The organism is Myxacorys sp. (genome assembly GCF_059501405.1).
This window is the reverse complement of the sequence record NZ_JCACCM010000058.1, coordinates 17,776-39,340: the sequence shown is the minus strand read 5'-3', so window position 1 is coordinate 39,340 and position 21,565 is coordinate 17,776. Positions and strand designations below refer to the sequence as shown.

At 37.8% G+C, this 21,565-nt stretch carries 25 protein-coding genes; 1 reads left to right on the top strand and 24 read right to left on the bottom strand.

What is annotated here, in order from left to right:
• Nucleotides 1-157: 157 nt before the first annotated feature.
• Nucleotides 158-1,273, top strand: a complete 1,116-nt coding sequence (locus tag AC5I6P_RS06325) for a hypothetical protein (protein WP_495692907.1) — start codon at nt 158-160, stop codon at nt 1,271-1,273.
• Nucleotides 1,274-1,432: 159 nt separating this feature from the next.
• On the opposite strand, the gene AC5I6P_RS06320 is transcribed toward AC5I6P_RS06325, so the two are convergent.
• The 24 genes from AC5I6P_RS06320 to AC5I6P_RS06205 form a co-directional block, all read right to left on the bottom strand.
• A complete protein-coding gene (locus AC5I6P_RS06320) occupies nt 1,433-2,011 on the bottom strand; it encodes a C39 family peptidase (protein ID WP_495692906.1) in 579 nt (192 codons plus the stop codon).
• 77 nt (nt 2,012-2,088) lie between these two features.
• Entirely contained in the window at nt 2,089-2,499 is a 411-nt protein-coding gene (locus AC5I6P_RS06315; RefSeq protein WP_495692905.1) for a hypothetical protein, read from the bottom strand.
• Between the two features lie 5 nt (nt 2,500-2,504).
• Entirely contained in the window at nt 2,505-3,635 is a 1,131-nt protein-coding gene (locus AC5I6P_RS06310) for a phage tail protein (RefSeq protein WP_495692904.1), read from the bottom strand.
• Between the two features lie 72 nt (nt 3,636-3,707).
• Complete coding sequence (locus tag AC5I6P_RS06305; RefSeq protein WP_495692903.1) at nt 3,708-4,436, bottom strand: hypothetical protein; 729 nt, start codon at nt 4,434-4,436, stop codon at nt 3,708-3,710.
• Nucleotides 4,436-4,873 carry a hypothetical protein gene (locus tag AC5I6P_RS06300; protein ID WP_495692902.1) on the bottom strand — a complete coding sequence of 146 codons (438 nt, stop codon included), beginning with the start codon at nt 4,871-4,873 and terminating at the stop codon, nt 4,436-4,438. Before AC5I6P_RS06300 ends, AC5I6P_RS06305 begins: the two co-directional genes overlap by 1 nt.
• A 35-nt stretch (nt 4,874-4,908) precedes the next feature.
• Nucleotides 4,909-7,275, bottom strand: a complete 2,367-nt coding sequence (locus AC5I6P_RS06295; protein WP_495692901.1) for a hypothetical protein — start codon at nt 7,273-7,275, stop codon at nt 4,909-4,911.
• A 5-nt stretch (nt 7,276-7,280) separates the two neighbouring features.
• Nucleotides 7,281-7,913: a phage tail protein gene (locus tag AC5I6P_RS06290; RefSeq protein WP_495692900.1), complete on the bottom strand. Its 633-nt coding sequence runs from the start codon at nt 7,911-7,913 to the stop codon at nt 7,281-7,283.
• Nucleotides 7,910-9,088, bottom strand: coding sequence for a baseplate J/gp47 family protein (locus tag AC5I6P_RS06285; protein WP_495692899.1), 1,179 nt, complete (start codon nt 9,086-9,088; stop codon nt 7,910-7,912). The genes AC5I6P_RS06290 and AC5I6P_RS06285 overlap by 4 nt, the downstream gene beginning before the upstream one ends.
• Before the next feature lie 5 nt (nt 9,089-9,093).
• Complete coding sequence (locus AC5I6P_RS06280) at nt 9,094-9,441, bottom strand: hypothetical protein (RefSeq protein WP_495692898.1); 348 nt, start codon at nt 9,439-9,441, stop codon at nt 9,094-9,096.
• Between the two features lie 79 nt (nt 9,442-9,520).
• On the bottom strand, nt 9,521-10,300 hold the full coding sequence (locus AC5I6P_RS06275; RefSeq protein ID WP_495692897.1) for a hypothetical protein: 780 nt from the start codon (nt 10,298-10,300) through the stop codon (nt 9,521-9,523).
• Nucleotides 10,297-12,435, bottom strand: a complete 2,139-nt coding sequence (locus tag AC5I6P_RS06270; RefSeq protein ID WP_495692896.1) for a CHAP domain-containing protein — start codon at nt 12,433-12,435, stop codon at nt 10,297-10,299. The genes AC5I6P_RS06275 and AC5I6P_RS06270 overlap by 4 nt, the downstream gene beginning before the upstream one ends.
• Nucleotides 12,436-12,437: 2 nt before the next feature.
• On the bottom strand, nt 12,438-12,752 hold the full coding sequence (locus AC5I6P_RS06265) for a LysM peptidoglycan-binding domain-containing protein (protein ID WP_495692895.1): 315 nt from the start codon (nt 12,750-12,752) through the stop codon (nt 12,438-12,440).
• A complete protein-coding gene (locus AC5I6P_RS06260) occupies nt 12,753-13,520 on the bottom strand; it encodes a CIS tube protein (protein ID WP_495692894.1) in 768 nt (255 codons plus the stop codon).
• Nucleotide 13,521: 1 nt separating this feature from the next.
• Nucleotides 13,522-15,531: a phage tail family protein gene (locus tag AC5I6P_RS06255; protein WP_495692893.1), complete on the bottom strand. Its 2,010-nt coding sequence runs from the start codon at nt 15,529-15,531 to the stop codon at nt 13,522-13,524.
• A 2-nt stretch (nt 15,532-15,533) separates the two neighbouring features.
• Nucleotides 15,534-15,719, bottom strand: a complete 186-nt coding sequence (locus AC5I6P_RS06250; protein WP_495692892.1) for a hypothetical protein — start codon at nt 15,717-15,719, stop codon at nt 15,534-15,536.
• A gap of 58 nt (nt 15,720-15,777) precedes the next feature.
• On the bottom strand, nt 15,778-16,179 hold the full coding sequence (locus AC5I6P_RS06245; protein WP_495692891.1) for a hypothetical protein: 402 nt from the start codon (nt 16,177-16,179) through the stop codon (nt 15,778-15,780).
• Between the two features lies 1 nt (nt 16,180).
• A complete protein-coding gene (locus AC5I6P_RS06240; protein WP_495692890.1) occupies nt 16,181-16,669 on the bottom strand; it encodes a hypothetical protein in 489 nt (162 codons plus the stop codon).
• A 74-nt stretch (nt 16,670-16,743) separates the two neighbouring features.
• A complete protein-coding gene (locus AC5I6P_RS06235) occupies nt 16,744-18,198 on the bottom strand; it encodes a phage tail sheath subtilisin-like domain-containing protein (RefSeq protein ID WP_495692889.1) in 1,455 nt (484 codons plus the stop codon).
• Complete coding sequence (locus AC5I6P_RS06230; RefSeq protein WP_495692888.1) at nt 18,191-18,823, bottom strand: hypothetical protein; 633 nt, start codon at nt 18,821-18,823, stop codon at nt 18,191-18,193. Before AC5I6P_RS06230 ends, AC5I6P_RS06235 begins: the two co-directional genes overlap by 8 nt.
• Nucleotides 18,820-19,233, bottom strand: a complete 414-nt coding sequence (locus AC5I6P_RS06225; RefSeq protein ID WP_495692887.1) for a hypothetical protein — start codon at nt 19,231-19,233, stop codon at nt 18,820-18,822. The genes AC5I6P_RS06230 and AC5I6P_RS06225 overlap by 4 nt, the downstream gene beginning before the upstream one ends.
• 47 nt (nt 19,234-19,280) lie before the next feature.
• A complete protein-coding gene (locus AC5I6P_RS06220; protein ID WP_495692886.1) occupies nt 19,281-19,607 on the bottom strand; it encodes a hypothetical protein in 327 nt (108 codons plus the stop codon).
• Nucleotide 19,608: 1 nt separating this feature from the next.
• A complete protein-coding gene (locus AC5I6P_RS06215) occupies nt 19,609-19,953 on the bottom strand; it encodes a hypothetical protein (RefSeq protein WP_495692885.1) in 345 nt (114 codons plus the stop codon).
• A 16-nt stretch (nt 19,954-19,969) separates the two neighbouring features.
• Complete coding sequence (locus AC5I6P_RS06210) at nt 19,970-20,956, bottom strand: phage major capsid protein (protein ID WP_495692884.1); 987 nt, start codon at nt 20,954-20,956, stop codon at nt 19,970-19,972.
• 14 nt (nt 20,957-20,970) lie between these two features.
• Complete coding sequence (locus tag AC5I6P_RS06205; protein ID WP_495692883.1) at nt 20,971-21,552, bottom strand: hypothetical protein; 582 nt, start codon at nt 21,550-21,552, stop codon at nt 20,971-20,973.
• Between the last annotated feature and the right edge of the window lie 13 nt (nt 21,553-21,565).

Genomic DNA, 21,565 nt, shown 5'->3' with positions numbered 1-21,565 from the left:
CCTGTAAGAATTTAATTCTTACAGGGTCTTCTGATTTATGAAGGTTACGGCTACTACCTCCATCTGCCATTGACACGAGGAGATGCAGTTGCTTAACTAGCAGAGCAGGTTTCCAGCTACCCATTATTCTCTGCGGCAAGGCAGTCTACAGCTACTTATGGATTTCAGTTCATTTGAAGAAAATATAAGGAAGACAGGATTCCCCCTTGAGTTCCGCATTGCTGAGATTCTGAGAAAAGCAGGATGGAGTGTCATCAACAACCGATATTATGCGGATGACTTGACTGGCACTGTCAGAGAAGTTGATTTAATTGCTTATAAAGTTAGAAAAGTTAGAGACTTTCAACTCTTTACAAGTATTGTTATTAGCTGCAAGAAGAGCGAAGATTGTCTTTGGGCTCTACTTTCAAAAGATATTAATATCAACGATGTGAATACTGATTGGAAACCTATTCATGCTTGGACAAACCTCAAGGCATTAGAGTTTGTAATGTCTCAAGAAGGCTGGAAAGATGAATACTATAGCTATGTTGCTGAAAAAGGAGTGACTCAGTCTATACGCATTCCTGAAGTAGATATTTTTGCTTTTCAGACGATGCTGAAAATAGATAAGGATAAAAATAATGAGAAAGGAAAAGCAAAAAACGATACTCCTATTTATGACTCTATAGTTGGTTTAATGAAGGCTCAAGCTTATGAGATGTCTTCTCTTCCTAAAAATGATAGACCTAATCGAATCTACCAATTTAACTTAGTGTCTATTATTGATTCTGATCTGATTAGGCTTCATTTTGAAGAAGATGAAATAAAGGGATCTGCGGTAGAGCAAGATCACCATGTTGGCAGGTATATTCTTAACGGAGAAGCCACATTTGCTCATGTCCACTTTATTAAAGCTGATGCTTTTGAAGGCATCTTGAATGATTATGATTCACTTCATGAAGCTAATGCTTCCTTCTTCCAAAATGCCTATGATGACTTCTATAAAAATGTTTTGGATGATTATAAAAGAAGAAAAATATTTCATAAAGAATTTTCAGAAGCGATAAAACCTATCATTAATTACAGAGTAAAAGTAGAAGATGGTGAGGAATTATTTATTTACTTAAATAAGCCCGATGAATCAGGATGTTTGAAAATTGAATTAGATCTGAACGAAACTCAAGTGCAGGAGCTGAATGAATTTCCCTTCCTTATCAGTACAACAGAGGAACTACTTAAAAGCCTTTACCATTATGAAGGGAAATTTAAATTTGTGACACTATCATTTTGAAATAAGTGTTCTCTTCAAACAGAAAAGGTTTAGATTTTCAGCTCCACAATCTCCAGGAGTTCAAACCAGCTATAGGTTCTAGTCTTTATCTAAACATTTCTCAAGCAGCTCATTGATCAGAATGAATAGTAGTATCACTAACTGAATGAGTTTCATCTCTTAACTCAGTAAATGAACCCAGAAAATTCCATCAGTGAGCACCTTCTCTGTAAAAGACTTATGGCTGAGCCAATATTTTCCTAAGTCAGGATCTCCACCCCAATTCTTTTCATATCCTTGTGGGTAAAACTCCCCGTAGGAATCTGAAAAGTGCCAACTTACAGGAGCACCCTTACTATCTAGCCTCACCCCATCCACACAGACAATATGACCACTAAGGGTGAGGTAGGTATGGATAATGGCAGGCTTATTCTCTTTTAGATGAGCTATCAGTTTATAGACTGCCTTCCCTACAGCACCCCAACCTTCTACAATAATCAGTTCATCCTTAGCGCCATACACTTCAGTTAATTCTCTAATGACTCCAGGCTCACGGCGATTTAACCCACGATCAGCACATCTCTGCACTAGTTCATCTTCAAATTGTGCAAACCTAGAAGCATAAGTCTGATTCCTAGACTTCTTCAAATAGACTAAGCACATAGCTAGAGAAGTCATATTGCAGGAGCTATCAGGATGCAGTCTATTATCTAGTTGTGGAAATAGCGGAAAATTAGGAAGTAAAAATTCACAAGACATATTATTTTCTCTTATAAATAAACAATAAAAAAGCCAGAGTAGTTATTACCCTGGCCTCTATGAAATTAGTGGACTGTCTATTTGTGTTTAATTTCCTGAACAGTGTCATTGATTCCATCAACCTTTTTGGTCAATCTATCAATGTCTTCTCTATTGTGATTAGAAGTTCTGACTAGATCCTCAACACCAGAAGCTAGTTTTTTCATTGAATCAGCATTCTCAGATTGAGATTTAATAAAGGATTTGAACACATCTTTGATTCCTAGCCAATTAGCCACAACTACTAAGCCTAAAGTGCATAGAATGACACCTAGGCCCACACCAGCAGTATTTTGAAGTACTGCATCAATTACTTTGGCTTGAGTGTCAGCTTGAACTGCAATGTATGTTGTGCCTGAACTTGCTCGTCGATCAAGATTGATTTCAGTAGGGCCACTTGATTTTTCAGTAACTAAAGTTGTATTGTCGGTAGAGGGTTTTGATTCCATTAAATTTAAGTTTTGATTAAATAGTTGCAGCTAACAGAAGGCTGTAGGACACTAACAGGAGCATTTCCGCCATTAGCATTTACAGAAATATCAATAGTGTTGGCTTGAATATTTGCATTAGCATTTGCAGCATTTAAGGAGATACCTGTCCCATTTCCATAAATGCCAATGTTAGAGCCTGAAGTTTCAGTGTCGTAGTGGTAATCGGGTGCTCCTGCTGGCCCACTACCATCAACTAATCGACCCCCATTTGAATCACTTCCAAATGCAGGAATTACTAAGTGATGTCTATGCCCTGGATCGAACACACCATGAGCATGTCCAGGATCATTTAGACCGTGACTGTGAGGTATTTGATTCAGAACGTGACTATGAGAATTCTGAGTGGTTGAGTGATTGTGTAAGGGCATCTGAGACACACTTAGAGAAACAGTCTCAGCCCCAAACCTAGCTCCGATTGGTCTAGCTGTAGAGGAACCTACTAGTGTTTGACCTCGTAAATCAGGTACTCTGAAGTTTAAGTTTGAGTCTCCAACTTGATTAAACTGAGTTCCGATCGCTGCAAATAAATCAGGGTATGCAGTTCTCAAGTAAGAAGCGCCATTACAGGCTAAAAAGCCATCTTCTACAGACGTTCTGAAAGTAGGTTTGATATCTCCACTTAAGTAGGGTGATGCTTGAGCAGGTAGACTTAATGTTTTAACCTGTTCTAAGACTTGATAGCGTAGGTCTGAGATTTGAGAAACGGTACTAGCTCCACTTGAAACTAGACCTAACGCTACACCTTCATTTGGCAGGCTAGAGGCTTGTTGAACTACACCGTTCTTACTGATGAAAACATAACTGGCACTACTGGGAGGTACGTTAATGCTTCCAGGACTAAAGTTGACAATTCCAGTAGGAGTTAAGACCGAGCCTCCTGAATAATTGACACTCAAGCCTGTTCCGATACTCAACTTGATACGATTGTAAAAACCGTAGAAGAGAGCTTTAATTTGATCAGGAGCATCATTAAGCCAGTCATCAATAACTTTCTGACCGTGACCGAAAACTTCAGTATTACCATCTAGAATTGGAAAGCCACTAGCATTAGCTAAAGCCTCAGTCCAGATGTCATTATTCTTAATTGTTACCATTTTAATCTATATATATTTAATTAAAAAAGACCCTAGAAATTAATCTAGAGTCTCTACTTTCAGCACCTTTAATTAAGGTAATTCTTGATAGGTTAAAGTTACTGTGCCTGTAATATTTCCGGTTCCTGCAATAGCTTTTGTATACAGACCTAAGGCACTATCAGAGATTTCCTCATCGTAGTCATAATTAATAAAAGTACGTCCACCTACAGTAAAAGAAGTAAATGTAGGGGTATCTAAAGGGGTATCCAAACCATTATCCTGATAGATAATTCCAGATTCAAAATCCCAATCAATTCCACCACTCAGAATCAAAACATTTAATCTTTTGATTTTGATTCTACCTGCAAAAGGTTTAGCGGTTCTTTGAAATTTAGATATAGTATTTCCAGAAAGTTCCATTTCTAAAGTGTAGACAGGAGCTACCTTTTGCCTAAAAGATTCAATAGAGGTTAAGATTTTAGCTACTCTAAGAGCCCCTGTAGTTAAAGTGTCGTTTACAATTCCAGTTGGAAATAGGGTACTTAATTCAATAGGGCTAACGTCAGCAGGAATTAGAAAATCAAACTCTAAGTAAACTACCTCGTCACTTGTAAATTTGAGATGATAGCTGACCTCTTCAGAGACAGATAATTCAATATTAACTACTCCAGAGGTAATATTAAAGATGTGACTCTTTACCGTCATCAGACTATTGGGAGTAGTGGAATCTAGAACCTTAGGGTTATTTAATTTAATCTCTAGAGTGCCACTTAAAGGAGTTAGGGCTGAGTCTGTAATGGTTCCTAGTATTTGTGTCATTATGCTCCTGAACTAGCTCTCATAGCACTTGCAGCCTTTAACTGAAGCACAATATTATTAAATCCACACTCTTTTAGAATCTGATTTACTTCATCCATTTCTTCAGGAGTAATGTAATCTTTTAGTTCTTCTAATAGATCATCCATAAAGAAAGCTAGGGCATCTTCAATTCTAGTAATTAAAACTACCTGCTCTAATTTATTGAAGCTCTGAGCGATTGCTAGACTATCTTTACTCAAATAGAAGCTTTTCATATAAAGTTGACAACCTAAAAGTTTCTGAACTAATAGATTCCAATCTTTAATGATGACTTTGTTTAGTTCCACCTGTGCAGCTTCTAATTCAGCAAGAGTGGGAATAGGTCTTTCATCCATCCAAGTGAGTCCTGAAAGTTCATTTCCTCTCAAAGCAAATTCTGCCCCTGGTGCTAAATACATGAGGCATTCTACTAAATTAATTTTCATACTTTTTATTAAGCGGCTATTTCCATTAGGGTGATTGTGGAGGTTGAAGCGCTGTTAACTTGTGCGGCTACAGATCCTACTCCGGTTGTATTTGCTATAAAAACTCTATATTCTAGTAGTCCAGTAAGATGATCAGAATCTAAATGATTTGAACTAGATGAGGTTATAGCCCCCGTGTTTGAAGTACTAATAAAAGCATTATCATTGGCGATTAGATTTAAGGTTGTGTAGGTTCCACCATTTTGTCTTCTTTGGAGTCGAAGACCTACCCAAGTATTTCCAGATTGGTAGACTCCATTGATACTAACCAAAATCAGTATTTCACTAGAAGCAAATTGAGGGGTGATTGTAAGTCCAACTCCCGTATCAATAAAAGTACTGGAAGTTGTAACAACAGAAGTTGCTTGATTCATGTACTTCACTTGAAGGACTTTACCTCCAGCCCCAAATGCAGGCTCATATTGAGAACTTGCACTACTGTATTGCAAGACCTGTTTATCAGCAGGGGCAGTACTACTTACATTTCTACCTTGAATCTTATTAGCATTATATTGAGCCGTAGCTGGATCAACCCCTAATGCTGTTCTAGCGGCTGAAGCTGTAGTAGCTCCTGTACCTCCATTACCAACAGTGAGAGCAGTTCCTAGAGTCAATCCGCCATTAATTACACTGATGCTTCCATTACTTACAGATAAATTTGAATTACTGAGCGTCAAATTACTAGTGAAAGTTTTAGCTCCAGTAATGGTTTGAGTACCTGACAGTTGAACGTTAGCTTCAGTAACCGCTCTCCAACTGGTAGTTGCTAAATCATATTTTAGATATTGACCATCAGTAGGAGCCGTACTACTTACAGAAGTTCCTTGTAACTTATTTGCGTTAAATTGTGCCGTGTTTAAGTTGTAGGGTGCTGCCAAATCTACAGCCGTTCCACTAGTACCTAAAAACTTGAGAGTTCCATTATTTGCAAATAGAACTACGCCATTAGTAGGATTAGTTGTAGGGGCTGTAGTGGCATTTGTGATTCCAATGACTCCCCCACCACCACCAAACTGAGTAGAAGTACTCCCAAATTGAACCCCTGAACCAGCAAAGAAGGCAATGGAGTTTGAGATGAATTGACCATTGACATCAAATCTACTTCTGACTGCCCCATCACTACCTCTTTTAATTTCAAGAATGTTAGCAGTACTGGAACTTGAGTTAGGGGCAAGAATTAAAGCTGGAAGAGTATCGCTATCAGATTTAACATCCATTTTGGCGGTTGGAGTTGAGAAACCAATTCCAAAACCCCATCGACCGTTACCTGTCAGATGACATAATTGAGTGCCATTAGATCTGACTGTTAGATAATTTCCACTAGTTGTTCCATCTGAGGTATTAAGGAAAATACCTTGAGCAGCAGTTTGACCATTACTTTTACTCTTCAGGTCGATACTTAAAGCTGATGAGCCTGCATCATTATTGTCTGCTCCTACTGGCTTCTCATGGGCGATCTTTAAAGTACCGTGAGAATATTCCTGTCCAGTAAATTGAACAGCACTGAAGTCAGGGTTGCCCGAAACAGCATTAAAGGCACTTACATTATCTCCAGAACCAGTTGTACAGATTGCCGCTAGAGTGTGATCACCACTAGTATTTCCTGAGTAGACAATATTAGTCTTCCTCGCTGTAAGAAGATTTCCGGTTGCAATAGTTAAATTCGAGTTAAAGGTTTTAGCTCCTGTAATAGTTTGAGTGGAACTCAAATCTACATTATTCTCGGTAGTAGGTTTCCAGCTAGAGGTAGCTGAATCGTACTTCATGTACTGTTTATCAGTAGGAGTTGTTGAACTTAAATTGACACTTTGTAGTTTAGTCGCATTATATTGTGCGGTATCAGGATTCAATCCCAGGTTAATCTGAGCTTGACCTTGAGTATTAGCCCCTGTACCCCCACTAGTAATACTAAGGGCATTAGTTAAGGATAAAGTGCCACTCAGATTTAAGTTATTAAATGCTTTAGTGCCAGTAATCGTTTGAGTAGAAGTTAAATCTACATTATTTTCACTAGTTGGTTTCCAGGTATTAGAAACAAAATCATACTTGAGATACTGTTTATCTTCAGGTAGGGCATTACTAACAGCTTGACCTTGAAGCTTATCAGCATTCCATTGAGCCGTAGTATTACCAACTTGAGCAGCCGTTACAGAGTGGGGATTACTAGTATCAGAAGTGTGAGCCGTATGAGTGGAAGTTCTAACCAAGTCACCTTTAACTTGATTTACTGTAGCTTTACGTGAAGTTCCTTCTTGTTCTACAAAAAGAACATCACTATCATTAATACTAGGAGCAGGGTCTAATGCTTCTAGTTTCTTTAAAATAATTTCAGCCATATTTTTTATTTAATTTCTAAAGCTTTATCTTCATCAGTTGCTAATACGAAGTCATCGTTGAAGGAGAGAACATAGTAATAAGCTGATGAGAATCTTGTGTCATCAAAAATAATTGAAGATCGACACCAAACAGGAGCAAATAAATCCTTAATTCTAGCGGCTAATTTAGCTGAGTCACTATCTTTACTTCTAGTCCTCATGATGATGTCAAAATCCCAAGCTACAGTACCGATCGGATCTCCAACTCGTGAATAGCCAACTAAGAAGGACGTTCCAATTTGAATAAAGTGCTCTACACCTAAAGTATCTAAAATGAAAGATAGAACTCTAGCTGAACCTTTATTTATCCAAATGCCAATATTTCTATAGGAGTTATCTAATAAGGTTCTCTTAGCTTGTTCACTCCAAGTAACATCCCAAACGTCAATCCAACCAAGCATCAGGGATAGATAGTCTAAGTACTTAGCATCACAAGTTAGGGGATCTAATTGAAGTCCAAAGTTATCAACTTTAGATTTAGTTTCTACTAATAATTCATCCCAGTAGAAAGTTAAAGCATCACTAACACCATCTTCTAGATAGGTATCAGGTAGTCTTGAATAAACAGGTCTTCCACTATTCCAGGCTTTATAGGTCATGAAGGTTCACCCACTCCTTTTAATGTGGTGAAGATATTATTGTCCTCATCTACAAACGTCATGTATAGATTAAAAGCTTGAGGTAGGGAATAAGCGTTAGGCATTGGAATATTCAAACTTGCATCATTCAGCTTAAGTTCCTCAATATACTTAATTCCTTTAGCAAATCGAAGCTCATACTGCACTTCTTGAATTAGGACTGAAGCACCAACTTCGAATTTAGTAGGAGATAAATATGATTTATAAATTTCCCATAATTCGTCAGCTAACGGTAGAATTTCAACCCCATTAAGAACTTTAATAATCAATTCTCCTGAGATCTCAACTAAGTTCATAGGAGAGACATTCAGTTGAGTCCCTAACATCAACTTAAGGTTAATAGACTGACTGACCTCTTGAATTTGAGCGGGATTAGCTGGACTTCCACTAGCATCTAGACAGAATAGATGAACTTCACCAGGAGCATAAGTAATTTTATCTGAACCTAATAGTCCGATCGCTTTACATCGAGAACCATTACCTAGAATAGTTTGAGCTAGTTCCTCAAAGTCATTAGCACTAACAGGATTTCGAGTATTAAGGGCTCTTAAAGCTCTGTTAATAGTTTCTTCAATAGTTTCACTATTAGCTCCACCTTGAGCCTTAATGTCGTTATTAACAGATGATAAGAAGGCTAATGGTTGTAGATATTGATTGAGGGTATATGACTCAACATTGTATTGATCCCCTACTTCTCCAGCCGTAGCACTCACAGAACCTATAATACTTCCAGCAGGAATTACTAGTAGTTCATTAGTGAAGAAGTTAAGGTTTCCATTAGAACTTACTACCTCAAAGTTAGCTGGAATTTGAAATGCTTGAGTTAAAGGGGCAGTTAATGTAAACGTTAGAGTCGTAACGGCTTTACTTCCTAGATTTCTCTGAACTCCAGTTGTTTGTAGAAACTTAAGGAGTAGGACTAGAGGTAATTTATTTACACTATATAAAAGTTCAGCACCAGAGTAAGCTTGTCCTTGAATAAGACAAGTTAGAGGGTTATGGTCTGAAAAGTCATTCAGCAGTCCATTACTTTTATTAAAAGCTGTTCTTTGAGCTTCAGTAACTAGCTGCTCCTCATTCCGCTCATCTATAAGGGGGATATAGGAAGTTAATTCTTCAAAATTAGTTTCTGACATTTTATTTAATTGATTAAAACCGGAATGGCTTCTTGTTTAATTCCTTGATACTGCCACTCAACTTCAATTAGCCCCTCCCCTTCATCGGTTAAAGAACCTGAAACATTAAATGTGGCTTGAGGAACATTAGCTGTTAAACTTCTCTCAATTTCAGCCGCTATCACATCCCAACTTGAATAAGTTTGAAACAGATAATCATCAGTTCCATAACCAGGTCGCATTATGTGACTCTTTTTAGTGTCGGTTAGGTAGCTGATAATGTGATCTCTGATTAAATCTACATTTGTGGAGAGCTTTAGATTCTTAGTGAGTGGATCTATCTGCAAAGGGTAAGTTAAGCCTGTAATATTCATTTTTGTAAGGTAGAAACGTAAGGGCAATTATTTTCAGGGGGCTTCTAGCCTGTTTTAGAGGCTAAGTATATTTACTCAATTAGTAGCCTTTAGTTACTAAAGTATCGCCTCTAGTGTCTGTAGCCCCAATAGTTGCGATCGCCTTGCCGTTGATGGTCACATTAGCAGCATTCTTGAACTCAACAGAATTGCCGTTCAAGTTGAAGTGGAAACTGCCTGTTGTGAGATGCATCTGGATGTCAGTAGGTTGAGTTCCACCATTAGTAGCAGCCCCTAGGATCACAGAATTTCCCAGGTTGTCAGATAAAATTGCAACTCCTATCTCACTAAGGACTAAAGAAGCTCCAGCTAGGTTAGAGATTGTAACTCTCTGTCCTGCTGTAATGTTGATGTTGCCGTCTGCATCTATCAAGATGTTAGAAATAACTTTAATAATGAAGTTTTTAGAAACGTTCAGAACATAGTCCTTAATGACCTCTAACCATCTCTTTCCAGGAGTTGATTCATAATGGTCATTCACTGGATCATCCTTTTTTAGGGGTGGATTAGTGTCATTTACAACTACTGTGTATTGAGCCTCTAAAGTGCCGTCTAGGTGAGTAATTTGAACTGTTTGACCTACTTTAGGTAAAGGGGGATCAATACCAGGACAGGTTTCTGAGCGTTGAATCCAATCAGATTCAAGAGCAGGAGATTCAGGTAATGAAACCTTAATTCTTCTCTTATTTTCTGGATCATTATTGTTAGAAACAATTGCTAATTTAGGGGTTAATTCTCTATTATTTAAGTCGAGAGCTATTTTGTTAGCTTTCTTGGATTGATGCCAGATTTCAAATATATTATTTAATTCGTTTGTCATTTCACTCTGTAAATTCTGGCTTTGACACCATAAAAGGATTCATAAGTTGAATTACTATCCTCCCAAACAAACCTAGCTTTACTAGATGAATTTGATAGAACTTTTGTAGCTCCAGCTTGAGTTACTATACCTATATGTCCTCTTTGAGTTGCGGCATTATCCCAAATCACAATGTCTCCTGGTTGAGCTTGAGCTTGAGAAACTAAAGTGGCTTGAGATTGTAGAGCACTTTCAGCAGTCGGTACATATTCTGAATTACCCCAAGGAGGATTTATGCCTGCTTTCTGGAAAACTCTGTTGATCGCATACACACAAGCCTCATTACCGTTACCTGGGCCAGCAGATGTATCGGAACCCTTATATTTCAAAGCTGCTTGATACAGGGCATCATTTTTACCCCCTATTGGGCTAGAGGAAGTACTTGTAGAAGTATTATTTCCAGAAGAGGTACTGGACTTTCGAATTCCTCTTTTAATAGGACTATATAAAATCCCATTTGAACTGAATCCAGATGAAACATCATACGAGTGACTGATTGATTTGAGAATCCAGTACCGATCTAGGAAGTCACTGAAGCCTTTACTTGCAAATGCAGAGTTGGGATCTAAGGTTAGTAGTTCAGGAGTAGTAGGGCATTCAAAATCAGCATCTACTTGACTTAAGATTGACTGTCCTTCTCTACGAGCATCATCTTCAACATCAGTAGCCCCATCAGTTTTAGGTTTGACTTCTGGTTTTTTAGTTCCGGTTGTTGCCGTATCTGGAGAGACACCTGCTCCAACTGGATTCTCAAGATTGATAATCTTTTGAACTCCACTAGAGGGGTCAACTACTGTTTTTCTCTGACCTGAAGCAAACTTTTTATCAGAACCTTCATCACTCCGAGCTTGATGACTGACGTTAAGAACGAATCCACAATTATCTGCATAGGTAAGGATGAATGCTTCAGCCCCTTTTTTCCTTAAGCCTGAATATATGTAGAGAATATTTCCTCTACAGTAAATTCGATACCCGATTCGCTTACACTCAATCAAAAGCGATTCATAGTCTGATACTCCTCGTTGAGGGAAATATTCATACTTCGGCCCCTCTTCTTTCATATCTAGCTTCAAACCGTAAGCGGTACAGATTTTGGTAGCCATCTGTCTGAGACTGAGATTTTTATAGGCTGTATTTTTAATACGTTGAGTTAATACCCAAGCTGCACTCTGACCTTCAAAAGTTAGAGTAGGTGAATCAAATCGGCTGCACTTTATGGATGTGTGGATGAAGCTAGAAGCGGCTAGTAGCTGTCCACTAAAACCTAGCTCAACTGTGATCTGAGAGCCTGTATATGCTGCTGTGGTTGTAATAGGGACTTTAGGAATGTCCCCTGCTGCTTGGGTTGAATCAACGGCTGTCCTAGCTTGTTGAACTCCTGGAGAATACTTAGCTTGCATCTGTTTGAAGTAAGCTCTGAACTGCTCTCTAGTGATGTGAGCTTGAGGACTTGGCGGGAAGCAGGCCCATGTTGGATAGAGAATGTCCATAGCTCCATCTAAGTTTCCAGACTCTACAGCAGATGTAGCTCCTCGCTCTTTAATGAGCGCTACTGCTGCTTTATCCTGATTAACTGAATTGAAATCCTTTAGTCCTAACTGAGATTTAAGACCGTCCCAAGTAGTTGAGATGAATTGATATCTACCTGCTGCATCACTGTTTACACTAGCCAAATAGACTCTAGGGTGATCCTTGTAGCTGACAAAAGTACCTCCACCAACTTTAGTGTTGTAGTTTGCTCCCTCTCCATAAGCGATCGTGTCAAGGAAAGCCTTCATGTTTGCACTCTGATTATTATCAGTTGCAGAATTAGAAGCATTACCAGGATTTGAGGGAGGGGTAGTCTCTTCTTTAACTTGAACGGGAGTCAGTCCCTTTACAGCTTTAATAATCTGAAAGTATTTATCAGCTATTTTTGAGCCTGGATCACTAACAGTAAAGGAGCAGCTTGAACCCGCTTCCATTTCATCTAAGGTGATAGAAGCGGCTTTCAAGTAACCGTCTCCAGTTTGGAAAATGTCTTTATCCCCTATAGTTACTCTGATGAAAGGAGTTAATAGTGAACGTCCTTGATTAGGATTTATAAGAATAGTCATATCTATAGGTCAAGCCATGAGATTAGCTGATGGTCAAATAATCCAAAGGGGTTAGCCGCTTTAAGACTGCTTAAATCTAAATCCTTGAGTAGGGGATCAACAGCTTTTCTAACTTCAGTTTTGGCTAGATTAATGGCTAATGTTTTTAGTTCTTCTTTACTTGGAATAGATAAAGATTGACCGATCGGAAGCTGTTGAAATATATCCAACTCATTCCAATCGGCTATTTCTCTAAAGTTAGAAGAACTACCTAATGTTTCATAGGCAATATCAGCTAAGGTAGAACCCGAACTGACTTCATACTGGAGTTCTTCCATTTATTTAATAGTGGTTTTAGAAGTGTCTAATTTACTGGTGAGAGCATTATAGGTTCCGATAATTCCTAGTTCTTCACCTTTAGAATTCAGAACCTTAATAGAGCCACTATCAGAAGTAGATAATTTATAGCTGTTAGTTTGAATTGCTTTTTTAATGTTGGGTGAGAATTTAGCTACATTAGATACTAGAAATTCCTTAGCCTTTTTAGAGCCATCTACCTTTTGTCTCTGTGATAACTTAGGGCTTGTCAGATTCTTAGGGATTGATGTTTGCTTAGGGACTGAATCAGGATCAGGTACTCGAAGCAGGCTCACATTGAGGATAACTTTAGCAGGCTCACCAGCTAACCAAGCTGTTTCAGTCCAGTCAATATCTGTTACTACACAAGGCCCGAACTTCTCTGTACCCCATACAAAGTAGACAGGGGTAGGAGAGAAACTTTTCTCATTAATAACTAATAGAGCTTCTAAATCATTGAGAATGGGTCTGAGACTCTTCTTTAAGCAGAAGCTATCTAATAGAAGGTTTGAGAGTCTGAGTGTTTTACCTTCTGTAAATAAATAGTTCTGACTGGGTGTTGAAGTAGCTGCTGTAGGAGCAGCACCATAATTTGCTTTACGGCTAAACTCCTTTGACTCTGGGTTGTATTGGAATTCAAATACTCTCTGATTCTTAGCGTCTACTAATCGAGCATAGTGACCTGTACTTTGATTAGCACTAGAGAGCTTAGCAGTTGATTGAGGATTAATTAAAGGGGATAATTTCATATTAAGCTAGTCTTGCATTACTGTAGGCAGCAAACTTAGAAGTAATTAGGCTAACAACTGTGTCTGCTATCTCTTCAGCATTTTTAGCTTCGGTTTTTATAGTTAAAGAACCAATTGTTACTGAACCTGCATTTTGAGAATTAGCAGATTTAATTAGAGAAGCTTGCTGAGCGTTAGTTAAAATGGATTCTGAGGAGTTAGCAACTACTAATGAAGTATTAGCAGGTTTAGCTGAATTCTCTCTATTAACAGCTTCAAATAAGCCTTTAGTATTGAATCCAGAAGCGGCATTTCCAGCTTCTACATTGCCTGAAATAACCTGATTACTGGCTTGATTAGGTTGCCCTACAAAAGGAATCTTACTCAGTAAATCTGTGAACCAATTCCTAACTGAATCAAAGAAGTTAGTAGCTGTAGAAGTAACTTCACTCCATTTCTTAGAGATAAATTGACCTAGCTCTGAGAATTTATTACTTAAGGAGCCGATGAACTCTCCAACCTTAGATGAAATAAAGTTTAATACTCCATTCCACATTGCAGTAGATTCTCTAACGTAGAGATCAGAAACGATCTTTAATGTCCCTCCAATTAAATAGGCAAGTCCAATAATGGAACCAGATACTACTGTTAATAGATTCTCTACAACAGCTAGATAGTTGATGCTCTTGATATAACTAATTAATCCTTCAAAGACGCCTCTAATAACTGCCAGAAGTAAATTACCTAGAGATAGCCAATCAATAGTTTCAAAAAGAGCTAAACCACCTTTTAGTAAATTACTGAATAGAGTTGCAGTTCCAGAACCTAAACCTTTAAAAGTAGAAGTCCAATCAACCTTACCTAATGAATTGATCCCTTGATTAATGAGATTACCTATATTTGAACCTATTTCAGTTGCATTTATTTGGCTTAAGTAATTAGTGATTGAATCTTGAATATAAGTAAAAATACCTTGTCTGATTCTACTTAGATCTACTTTTTCTTTCTCGGCTTTAGGGGCTAGAAAAATTTGATTGATAGACCTTACAAAGTCTCTAAGGGATTTAATCGTTTCATTGAACTTCAAGATTCCACTTCTCAACGATCGCATAGGGTCAAATGTTAGCCCTAAGGATTCAAACGTCTTGGTTAACTCTGTCAGTAAACCGTCTCCACCAATCAGTAGGGAGAGAGAATCATTGATAGCCAGCAGAACAGTTTCTTTTTCTTTAGTGGAAGTATCAATGTCTCTCATCAGACCAAAGATACCTGTATCCTGGTCGAATAGCTGAGCTTGCAATCCACTGATTAGACCTGAAACACCTTCAGAACTGGCTTTAATCAGTTCAGGGGTGACTAACTTCTGTCCGACTGCTTTTACTAGCTCCTTTCTCTCAGCTACGGTAGCAGCCTTTAAGTCTATGTTTCTTTTCTCGGCTTCTGCTTTATAGAGATTTAGAAATGCTGGATTATTTTCAGCAAATAAAAGATTGTTTAATTCAGCTTCAGAAGCTCCACCCAATAATTTAGCTGTGAATTTACTAACATCTTTAGTTGCAGTCTTAGAGGAAACCCCTAGAACTGTCATACTCTTAGTAATATCAATTAAATCTTTTTGGAAAGCAGAAGTGTCTACATTACCGTTTAAATCCTTAAAAGCAGGTATTAAATTATCCTGAATTCCTAAAGCTAATGATTTGTAATCGGCATTAGTGCCAGGTAATTTAGAGGCTACTTCAGATAACTTACCATTTAACTCATCTACAAATTTAGTGCCTTCTCCAAAAGATTTACCTGTTAAGGCTGCAAAAGTAGCAGATGCAGAAGCAGCAGTTAATTGAAGTTCTGCGGCATCTTTAAAGGAATTGGCTAATCCATCTACGGCAGATTTAGCTAGATTTACAGCAGAAGTAATACCTCTACCCATTAAATCTGCGGCTAGGGCATTACCTCTAATTAACCCACCTAGATTTTTGAAAGTAGCTGATAATTCATCCTTAGCTACTAACCTTGTTTCGATAACATTTTTCATGATTAATAAACTAAAGGTTCAGAATCAAACTCAACCCCTTCAAAACCCTCAATATCATTATTTTTAGTAGGTGGATTTATCCTTTTCTGAACGTTGATATAAAGGTCTACAAAATAAAGAGCTTCTGAAATTTCAGTATCTAAAAGCTTAAAATAACCTTCAGAAACCTTACCTCCAGAAGCTAACATTAATGTTTCAAGTAATTCTTGAACTGTGAAAACTCTATCCTGAACTCCAAATAAAAGGTTAGGGCTTCTTGAGTTTGTCGAACACATTACGAAAGCAAGTAAGAGCAGCACCTACCCGCTCAATATCTTCAATTTCTAGTGATTCAAGGAATTCATCGAAGGATTGATTTGAATTGATTAGACAGGTGTGAGCTAGTTTCATGGCAGCAAAACTATCAGATTGATACTCTTCACTAGCATTTTCATACCAGGACTGCATCTTTAATAATGCTTTAGCTTTTGGAGATTTGAGAGTGATTTGAGTACCGCTTGAAAGGACAACTGAAGCAGTATCTAGGGTAGAATCATAGTCAACTTCATAACCTTTCTCTTCTACTTCCTTAGCTTCTTCCTGCTGCTCTACGGCTTCAGATTGTTCTTGTAGGGAATCTTTCATTCCTTTTTTAATAATAGGTTTCATATTAGATACCTAGTCCTGAATTACTCGTAGTGTTAGCGCCAGATAAAACAGCACTAGAGTAGCTGAAGGTAATAGAGATTTCGGAAACTTTACTACCGTCTTCCGTATCCATAGAATCCATAATGGATACTTCTGCAAGTCTACATTCAGAGAGATTCCAAACTTTATTACCTCGGAACTCCAAACCATTACATCTTTTTACAGGTCTGAGAGACATATTAAAGACTTCACCACACTCATGCTGAGCAATCCATTGAAGGAGTTCATCATCTTTCTCAGGGTCATGAGCCTTAGCGATCGTTACATTCTCAAATTCAATAGAACCAGAAGCAGCAGGTCTTTTAGTATTACTTAAACCATCAGAATACATAGCTCTTGAAAACTTCTTTTTGATTCCTGAGAACTTACTAAAATACCCAGGTACTCCTTCAATAGTGATTAGTACATCTGCTGAAGTGATCGGGGAGCGGTCAATTAATTTAACAGCCATTATTTTTTAATTTATTATTTTTAGATTTAGACAATAAAAAAGGAACCTAAATTGATTCCTTTTCTATTTGATGATTAATTGAGTTGTGAGGCTACTTGCTGAACTTGACCGATTGGAACTTTAACTGAGGCAATTAAAATACGTTCTACAGAGGGGCTAGTAGCCGCATAAACTTCAAGTAAAACATTACCCACTTCAAGTTCTGAATTAGGATTGTTCTCAAAGGAACATCTGACTTCAAATGCTTCAGGTTCACTATTACCAAATAATGCTCCACCAATCCAAAGTTTACGAAGTACAGCACGAGCGGTTTCTTCAATTCGGTGAAGTAAAACACCCTGACCATCAATACTATTAAATAGTTGATTGTCAAAGCCTTTTCTCAGAGTGCCATTAATCACGTTCATAATGATCCGTGAAACGCTCTGTTTATACAAGGGTTCAGTAGCTCTAGTACGTGCTGACCATGCCACAATACCTTTATTTCTTAGGTTTCTGATGACGTTTATTCCAGCAGGATTCAGAATCTCTTGATCACTGTTGCTGTACTTAGTAACTACATCAAGAACACCTAAAATTGGGTATTTAGTACCAGCAGCAGGTTGAACGAAGCTCTCTTCTCTGTAACGCCTAGTAGAAATTGCAGCAATAGCGGCACTGGGAGGTACAATCTGTGATTCCAAATCGATTAGATAGGTGCTGTAGTAGCTAGAGTGTCCTTGAGGACTGATATAGTTTTGAGATTCCGTCTGTAAATCTGAAACGCTTACAGTAGTGGGGGCACAATCAATTAGAGTTGACCAGTCGAAGTTCTTATCAGATGCTAAGGCTTCCATAGAAGCAGCTACAGCCGTTCTTTGAGCTTGAGTATTAGTAGCAGCCTGGAAGAATTCAGGGCAGATCAAAAATCCTTGCTCATACTCATCATCAATGTCAAATGTATGTTCAAAACTATAAACATAATCAGATGCAGTAGGAGTAGTACTAGATAGGGTTGTAACCGTCATTGAACCTGAAGCTGTTAAAGTAAAGGTACTTAGGTTATCAGATACAATCGAGAGTTCATCTGTAGCTGTGTTTGAGTAAGCTGTCACTAAACTAGAAACACCAGCAGCAGTGTTAACGGCATTAACTAGGAGAGAGACTACTTCAGGTTTAGTATTTTCACTAGTAACGCTAACTGTAACCGCAGTTCCAGCAATTGTTAAGGTGTAGGAACCAGCACTGATAGAATCAACTTTTACTGTTTTCTTAGGGGCGATTGGAACTCTAATAAAGTAGAGAATTCCATACTTATTATTTCTGAAGAATAGCTTTACTGAATTCTCAGATTGTGAGCTTGGAAATTGATTAGTAAAATCCACTAAGGATTCCACTTTAGTAGGAGTAAGTGAGGGGCCAGATGTTGAGTAGCCAAACATGTATACGGTTTGGAAACTCGTAAGTTCTAAAATAGAAGAACCAGAAGTTGATTCTACAATTCTGGTTCCTGGGGCTTTGAAATTGGCAAATGATAAACTACTAACCATAATTATTTATATTAGTGAAATTTAATTCGGTATCTAAAGTTGAATTTGAAGGGTCAACTGGTGAAGGGGATTTATAAACCTTAATTCCTAAATTGATAGGGCTATCAACAGGGGTAGTGTCAGGATCATTAGGTTCATATTCAGGGGCCAGTTCAAGTAGAGTAACTTTGAACTGAACTGTAAGTAAAAAGGTGCAGTTGACTAGCCAATCATCTTGATCAGTTCCATCTCTCTTAACCCCAACTGAATTCTTAGTAGATTCTGGCTCAACTGAACTAATAGAATCTGAACAAATTCCTTCAACTAAAGCTGAACCCTGAATGTATTCAACTAAAGATTCTAATTTTGATATTGGTAATTGATGGTAGGAAAATTCTCTAGGATATCTAAAAATAATAGAGAAGGGAAAAGTTCCAGTTCCTTCAAGAGAATTAAACTGTGTTCTCGAATAACTTAGGTTCTCTACTGGAAAAACTGTACCTGTATTGGCAGGTTTACTTAAATTTTCAGTAGAAGCATTTGAATAAAGTTCTTCAGGGACATCTAAATCAAAACTGTCAATTCTAACCTTAGTTTGAATCCAGGATTTAAGTAATTCTTTAACTGATTGAATATTGGAACTCATTTGTCTTTTTCACGTCTTAATATTAATTTTAGGATGGTAGGATCATCATCTATAACGTGAATCAAACTACACTTAATTCCCGTACTTAAAGTTTTAGTTGTGAGGTTAATGTATTGGATCTCTGAATCCACAACAGGGGGATCAATATATAAAATAATTCTACTTTTATCTTCTTTAATATACGAATCAATGAGTTGGGATCTAGAAACTTCAACCTGAAAGTCAGCTTGAGAAACAGTAATACTACCTATTGGTAAACCTATTAATTTAACTGGAACAGAAGCAATGTAGGGGCGAGGTAAAATTAGGGAGTCATCATAAACTCTGACATTACTAGAATTTAAATAGGACTTTCTAACTAATAGATGTCTACGTTGCGGCAGACCTAAATTTGTTTCTAGAAGTGCCATTTTATTTTCTATTAAGGTGAGTCTGTCATATAAGTTAGCTATTATCATTAATTGAAAGTCCTATCGATTGCATCTTCTAAAGCGAGAGATTGAAACTCATCTATTTGTGATTGTGCCCGTTTAACCATTTCAATTTTCTTATCAACAAAAATGGTGTAATCTACGGCATTATTAATTAAATAGGATGAATAATCTTCTCTCTCAACATCCCAACCAGCCTTTAAATTTCCAGTTCTGACAGGGCTTATATCTCTTAGAATCCCTTTACCAAAATCAGAAGTTAAGTCTAAAGCTTCTTCTACAGATTCTCTTAGATTTTTAGTTGGATTATCGAATAAGGGGCCACTTGCTGTAACTGTAATTTTGACTGACATTTTAGTAGTTGGAGATATAAGAGGTTCTGGATTCAGTTAGGTATTTATTCCTTCTAGCCTGAACCTCTAGAGCATTAGCTAGTTCAAAAAGGTAAGCTGACCCCTGAGCTTTCAGATGTCTAACATGTGAGAAATAGTCTAATTTCTGACTTCTATTTCCAACTACAAATGAAAACTCAGTGGCTTCTAATATCTTTAAATCTATAGCCGTTAGATTTACTACTAGAGTCTCAATATAGTCAGTAAACTCTTCAGTAAAATCAGGTTGTGCTAACTTATCCCTTAGACTATCCGAATCTCCTAAAATTACTGCAATGTGATTAGCTAGAGTAGGAGTGATAAACATTAGTTTAAGGGGCTAATTAGGCCGTTACACCTGTGATTACAGCTACAGAGCGTCTTTCCATTAGTGCCAATTGGTACATACCATAGAGTACAAAACTAACTTCTTGAGGGTTAGCACTACCCATCTCTTTTACATACATTAGAATGCCTTGCTCTGAGGAATCAACACTTCCACCAGCATTAGTTTGACGGAAGGAGTAGAGTCTTAGGTCATTCTCATTTACAAAGTAGATCGTTCCATCGGGGCAATTAGGATCTTCCACAATAGGTCGCCCCTCAAAGCTCATTCCACGTACACCTAGGTCAGCTACGTTTGTGTAGTCAGCATTAACTACAACCGATGAGTCAAATGCAGAGCTATAAAGTAGAGCCGTAGTGGGACTCATTACTAAAGCCGTAAAAGTTCCAGCAACTCCAGTCGTTTTACCTTGACGATAATCAGCAGAGAAAGCTTGAAGCTTAGCCTTAGTGATAGCTCCAAAAGTACCCTTTACATAGGTTGTCCATAGAGGATCAACAGCAGGGTCAAGACCAGCATAAGCATTAGTAGCTTTACTAGCGGTAATAGCCGTATGTAAACGACTTAGACCAAGAACATCACTATGACTAGTACCATTACCTACGAAGATACCAGCACCTAATCCTTGGAGGATTTCACGTTTAGCAGATTCAGCAGAGAGACTGATCAAGTTACTGAGGGCTGGAATTCCTTGGGATTTGGCCTCAGCGATCTGAACCTCATGAATAGAGAATTTAGAACGGAGTCTATAATCTGCAATAGGGAGTTTTGCAGGCTTGATCACATCTCCAGAATTACCATCAGCGTCAGCCGATACTAATTCAGAAACAGCAGTAGCACCTCCAACATTCACATTATATTTAACTTGAGTTTGAGAAGTACTATAGCGGTTCAAACGTCCAAGCATAGGTACGTTCAGTTGCTCTAGTTCGGCCAATTGAGGCTCGATAGAGAGATTAATTACACCGTTTGTATACGTAGTCATTGTTTAATTTATTATTAGATAAAAGATTGAGCGATCGCTTCACCCATAGAACTAGGTTTAGCTTTAGTGTCAGTAGCAGTAATTGTCTTAGATTCTTTAGTTCCTGAACCTTGAGTAGGTGAAGCAGGTACAAAGCTTTTACCCTCATCTGATTGAAGGTAGGAGTTGAAAAGGTCTTTGATTGGAGTGACTGTATCACCCTTCTCAAGGAACCATTGGTTATCTTCTTTCTTGAGAGAAGCACCGAATTCAACAGTGAATAGTTTCTGAAGGGCACTTTTATTTACCGTTTCAGAACCAGCAATAAGTTGAGAAATAGTGGCAGATTTCTCAGATTCAAAAGCAGCTTTATCCTTTTCAGATAGTTGCGTAGTTAAATCTTGAATCTGTTTTTCTAAAGCTTTAAGAGATAGACTGGCAGGTTTCTCTTCAGTCGGTTCTTCAGCTTTAGGTTGAATGTTTTCTAGGGATTTCTTAAGGGTAGACTCGATTGATTTAGCTAAGCCTGAATTTGCTTTATTAACATCAGTCATAATTGATGTCTTAAACGTATCTAGAGCTTGATTAATAAGAGCCTGTACTTGTTGTTCATCCATTTGAATTGAAATT

What these genes read in the sequence shown, in the direction of transcription:
- AC5I6P_RS06300 (WP_495692902.1), bottom strand. Translation starts at nt 4,873, where the DNA reads ATGTATTTAGCACCAGGGGCAGAATTTGCTTTGAGAGGAAATGAACTT.
- AC5I6P_RS06290 (WP_495692900.1), bottom strand. Translation starts at nt 7,913, where the DNA reads ATGACCTATAAAGCCTGGAATAGTGGAAGACCTGTTTATTCAAGACTA.
- AC5I6P_RS06325 (WP_495692907.1), top strand. Translation starts at nt 158, where the DNA reads ATGGATTTCAGTTCATTTGAAGAAAATATAAGGAAGACAGGATTCCCC.
- AC5I6P_RS06270 (WP_495692896.1), bottom strand. Translation starts at nt 12,435, where the DNA reads ATGACTATTCTTATAAATCCTAATCAAGGACGTTCACTATTAACTCCT.
- AC5I6P_RS06260 (WP_495692894.1), bottom strand. Translation starts at nt 13,520, where the DNA reads ATGAAATTATCCCCTTTAATTAATCCTCAATCAACTGCTAAGCTCTCT.
- AC5I6P_RS06280 (WP_495692898.1), bottom strand. Translation starts at nt 9,441, where the DNA reads ATGAATATTACAGGCTTAACTTACCCTTTGCAGATAGATCCACTCACT.
- AC5I6P_RS06285 (WP_495692899.1), bottom strand. Translation starts at nt 9,088, where the DNA reads ATGTCAGAAACTAATTTTGAAGAATTAACTTCCTATATCCCCCTTATA.
- AC5I6P_RS06205 (WP_495692883.1), bottom strand. Translation starts at nt 21,552, where the DNA reads ATGGATGAACAACAAGTACAGGCTCTTATTAATCAAGCTCTAGATACG.
- AC5I6P_RS06225 (WP_495692887.1), bottom strand. Translation starts at nt 19,233, where the DNA reads ATGGCACTTCTAGAAACAAATTTAGGTCTGCCGCAACGTAGACATCTA.
- AC5I6P_RS06320 (WP_495692906.1), bottom strand. Translation starts at nt 2,011, where the DNA reads ATGTCTTGTGAATTTTTACTTCCTAATTTTCCGCTATTTCCACAACTA.
- AC5I6P_RS06265 (WP_495692895.1), bottom strand. Translation starts at nt 12,752, where the DNA reads ATGGAAGAACTCCAGTATGAAGTCAGTTCGGGTTCTACCTTAGCTGAT.
- AC5I6P_RS06250 (WP_495692892.1), bottom strand. Translation starts at nt 15,719, where the DNA reads ATGTTAGCTTCTGGAGGTAAGGTTTCTGAAGGTTATTTTAAGCTTTTA.
- AC5I6P_RS06215 (WP_495692885.1), bottom strand. Translation starts at nt 19,953, where the DNA reads ATGTTTATCACTCCTACTCTAGCTAATCACATTGCAGTAATTTTAGGA.
- AC5I6P_RS06220 (WP_495692886.1), bottom strand. Translation starts at nt 19,607, where the DNA reads ATGTCAGTCAAAATTACAGTTACAGCAAGTGGCCCCTTATTCGATAAT.
- AC5I6P_RS06315 (WP_495692905.1), bottom strand. Translation starts at nt 2,499, where the DNA reads ATGGAATCAAAACCCTCTACCGACAATACAACTTTAGTTACTGAAAAA.
- AC5I6P_RS06210 (WP_495692884.1), bottom strand. Translation starts at nt 20,956, where the DNA reads ATGACTACGTATACAAACGGTGTAATTAATCTCTCTATCGAGCCTCAA.
- AC5I6P_RS06235 (WP_495692889.1), bottom strand. Translation starts at nt 18,198, where the DNA reads ATGGTTAGTAGTTTATCATTTGCCAATTTCAAAGCCCCAGGAACCAGA.
- AC5I6P_RS06245 (WP_495692891.1), bottom strand. Translation starts at nt 16,179, where the DNA reads ATGAAACCTATTATTAAAAAAGGAATGAAAGATTCCCTACAAGAACAA.
- AC5I6P_RS06255 (WP_495692893.1), bottom strand. Translation starts at nt 15,531, where the DNA reads ATGAAAAATGTTATCGAAACAAGGTTAGTAGCTAAGGATGAATTATCA.
- AC5I6P_RS06240 (WP_495692890.1), bottom strand. Translation starts at nt 16,669, where the DNA reads ATGGCTGTTAAATTAATTGACCGCTCCCCGATCACTTCAGCAGATGTA.
- AC5I6P_RS06305 (WP_495692903.1), bottom strand. Translation starts at nt 4,436, where the DNA reads ATGACACAAATACTAGGAACCATTACAGACTCAGCCCTAACTCCTTTA.
- AC5I6P_RS06275 (WP_495692897.1), bottom strand. Translation starts at nt 10,300, where the DNA reads ATGACAAACGAATTAAATAATATATTTGAAATCTGGCATCAATCCAAG.
- AC5I6P_RS06310 (WP_495692904.1), bottom strand. Translation starts at nt 3,635, where the DNA reads ATGGTAACAATTAAGAATAATGACATCTGGACTGAGGCTTTAGCTAAT.
- AC5I6P_RS06230 (WP_495692888.1), bottom strand. Translation starts at nt 18,823, where the DNA reads ATGAGTTCCAATATTCAATCAGTTAAAGAATTACTTAAATCCTGGATT.
- AC5I6P_RS06295 (WP_495692901.1), bottom strand. Translation starts at nt 7,275, where the DNA reads ATGGCTGAAATTATTTTAAAGAAACTAGAAGCATTAGACCCTGCTCCT.